We start from the raw sequence: 2,863 nt of genomic DNA, 5'->3' as shown, positions 1-2,863 counted from the left end.
ACAACTCAACGCTCGGCGGGAGGAGTTCCGTAACAACTCAACGCTCGGCGGGAGGAGTTCCGTAACAACTCAGCGCTGGGCGAGAGGGGGCCGGAACAACTCAGCGCTCGGCGAGAGGGGGCCGGAACAACTCAGCGCTCGGCGAGAGGGCGCGGGAACAACTCAGCGCTCGGCGGGAAGGAGGGCACACGAACTTGTTCTAGTTGGGGTAGAGCAAGTAGGGTGGCCCCATGCTCATCCGGATCGACCCGTCCTCGGCGCTGCCGCTGTTCGAGCAGCTCGCCAGCCAGGTGCGCACCGCCGTCCTGCGCGGTGAGGTGACGAGCGGCGAGCGGCTGCCCTCGGCGCGGGACCTCGCCGAGTCCCTCGACGTCAACCAGCACACGGTGCTGCACGCCTACCAGCTGCTCCGCGACGAGGGCCTCGTCGAGCTGCGCCGCGGGCGCGGCGCCGTCGTCACCGCCCACGCCGTCGAGCACTACGCCCCGCTGCTCAAGGCCGTGGCCACCGTCCGCCGCGAGGCGGGCCGCCTCGGCCTGCCGATGTCCGCCGTCGCCGCCCTGCTCAGCTCCACGGAGGAGACCTCATGACCTACCCCCTGCCCCACCGCCGCCGCGCCTGGCTGCTCGGCGTCCTCGTGCCGGTGCTCGTCACGGCGGCCGCGTGGCTCGTCGTCGTCCGCCTGCTCCCCCGCCTGCCCGACCCCGTCGCAGTCCACTGGGGACCAACGGGCGCGGTCGACCGCACCGGCTCGGCGGCCGAGCTCCTCGTGCCGATGGCCGTCATCAGCGGCCTCTCGCTCCTCGTCATGGCCGCCTTCTCCGTCCTCGCGGGCCGTCAGGCGATCACTCGTCGTCTCACGCTCGGGCTGGCGGTCGGTCTCTCGGTGCTGTTCGCCGGCATGACGCTGGCGAGCGTCGTCGCCCAGGTCGACGTCACCTCGGCCACCGCTGCGACCTCCCCCGACGGCTGGCTCGTCGTGAGCATCCTCGCCGCCGTCCTGCTCGGGGCGGTGGCTGGCGCGGCGGCCGGCGCCGACCCGGCCCTGGCCGCCACCGGCGCGCTCGCCGACGGCGCCCCCACCGCGGACCTGCCCGAGGGGCAGCGCGCCGTGTGGGTCCGTGGCGTCTCGGGCCTCGGCACCACCGTCACCTGGGTGGTCGTCGCCGTCGGCGCGGTCGGCGGGGTGGCGCTGTGGCTCCTCGGGGACACGCTGGTCCCCCTCGTCGTCGCGGTCCCGCTGCTCGTCCTCGTCCTCACCATGACGACGTGGCAGGTCCAGGTGGACGCGCGCGGGCTCACCGCCCGCGGCACCTTCGGCTGGCCCCGGCTCCACGTCCCCGCCGGTGAGGTCGAGCGCGCCGACGTCACCACGGTCCGCCCCTTCCCCGAGTTCGGCGGGTGGGGGCTGCGCACGAACGTGGCGGGGACGGTCGGCGTCGTCATCCGCTCGGGCGAGGCGGTCGCCGTCGAGCGTTCCGGCGGGCGGCGGCTCGTCGTCACCGTCGACGACGCCGCGTCCGGCGCCGCGCTCCTCAACACCTACGCCGCCCGCGCCCGCCGGCAGACGCCCGCCCGCGATACGACTACCGATTGATCGGCCCGAGGGCCTGGTTTAGGGTTCAAGGAACGCAGGCCGGCACGTCGACCGGCCCGGCAGCAGTGAGAGGAGATGCCGCAGCCGTGCCCGTGCTCGCCGCCCCCGCCTCCTCCCGCTGCCAGCGCTGTCTGTAGAGCGCCCGGCTCCAACCGTGCGGCCTGCCGCATGCCCGGCGCTCCCCAGCCACCAGAGTCGGTGGCGCCCCTGCCCCGAACCTCCCGAAGTGAAGGAAGTCCCATGGCACGTATCTACGACGACGTCACCGCCCTCATCGGCCGCACCCCGCTCGTGCGCCTCAACCGCGTCACCGAGGGCCTGGGCGCCACCGTCCTCGCCAAGCTCGAGTTCTACAACCCCGCCAACTCCGTCAAGGACCGCATCGGCGTCTCGATCGTCAACGCGGCCGAGCAGTCCGGCGCGCTGCCCCCCGGCGGCACGATCGTCGAGGCGACCTCGGGCAACACCGGCATCGCCCTGGCGATGGTCGGCGCCGCCCGCGGCTACAACGTCGTCCTCGCGATGCCCGAGACGATGAGCCGCGAGCGTCGCGCGCTGCTGCGCGCCTTCGGTGCCGAGCTCGTCCTCACCCCCGGCTCCGAGGGCATGAAGGGTGCCGTCGCGAAGGCCGAGGAGATCGCCGCGGAGCGCAAGGGCGCCGTCCTCGCCCGCCAGTTCGCCAACGAGGCCAACCCCGCGATCCACCGCCAGACCACCGCCGAGGAGGTCTGGAACGACACCGACGGCGAGGTCGACTACTTCGTCGCGGGCATCGGCACCGGCGGCACCATCACCGGCGTGGGCCAGGTCCTCAAGGAGCGCAAGCCCGGCGTCAAGATCATCGCGGTCGAGCCGGCCGAGTCGCCGATCCTCAACGGCGGGCAGCCCGGCCCGCACAAGATCCAGGGCATCGGCGCGAACTTCGTCCCCGAGATCCTCGACACCTCCGTCTACGACGAGGTCATCGACGTCAACGCGGAGCAGTCCGTGGAGATGGCCCGCCGGCTCACCGCCGAGGAGGGCATCTTCGTCGGCATCTCCTCCGGCGCCGCCGTGACCGCTGCGCTCGAGATCGCCGCCCGCCCGGAGGCCGAGGGCAAGACGATCGTCGTCGTCATCCCGAGCTTCGGTGAGCGCTACCTGTCCACGCCGCTCTACAGCGAGTTCGCCGACTGACGTGCACAACTCCCACATCCGCTTCTGGGTCCTTCTCCGGGAGGACCTCGAGGCTGCCCCCCGCCGTGACCCCGCGGCGCGCACCCAACC

The 2,863-nt window shown here is 73.0% G+C and carries 3 protein-coding genes; all 3 read left to right on the top strand.

Features of this window, described 5'->3' with window-relative positions; all coding sequences use genetic code 11:
• Positions 1-230: 230 nt before the first annotated feature.
• The 3 genes from H9624_RS15990 (at position 231) to cysK (ending at position 2,773) form a co-directional block, all read left to right on the top strand.
• Positions 231-590 carry a GntR family transcriptional regulator gene (locus H9624_RS15990; RefSeq protein WP_251840895.1) on the top strand — a complete coding sequence of 120 codons (360 nt, stop codon included), beginning with the start codon at positions 231-233 and terminating at the stop codon, positions 588-590.
• Positions 587-1,597 carry an SdpI family protein gene (locus tag H9624_RS15985; protein WP_251840894.1) on the top strand — a complete coding sequence of 337 codons (1,011 nt, stop codon included), beginning with the start codon at positions 587-589 and terminating at the stop codon, positions 1,595-1,597. Before H9624_RS15990 ends, H9624_RS15985 begins: the two co-directional genes overlap by 4 nt.
• Positions 1,598-1,837: 240 nt before the next feature.
• Entirely contained in the window at positions 1,838-2,773 is a 936-nt protein-coding gene (gene cysK, locus H9624_RS15980) for a cysteine synthase A (protein ID WP_251840893.1), read from the top strand.
• Positions 2,774-2,863: the final 90 nt, after the last annotated feature.

This window comes from Oceanitalea stevensii, assembly GCF_014837105.1.
Taxonomy (GTDB): Bacteria; Actinomycetota; Actinomycetes; order Actinomycetales; family Actinomycetaceae; genus Oceanitalea; species Oceanitalea stevensii.
This window is presented reverse-complemented; position numbering and strand designations above follow the sequence as displayed.

What these genes read in the sequence shown, in the direction of transcription:
- H9624_RS15990 (WP_251840895.1), top strand. Translation starts at nt 231, where the DNA reads ATGCTCATCCGGATCGACCCGTCCTCGGCGCTGCCGCTGTTCGAGCAG.
- H9624_RS15985 (WP_251840894.1), top strand. Translation starts at nt 587, where the DNA reads ATGACCTACCCCCTGCCCCACCGCCGCCGCGCCTGGCTGCTCGGCGTC.
- cysK (WP_251840893.1), top strand. Translation starts at nt 1,838, where the DNA reads ATGGCACGTATCTACGACGACGTCACCGCCCTCATCGGCCGCACCCCG.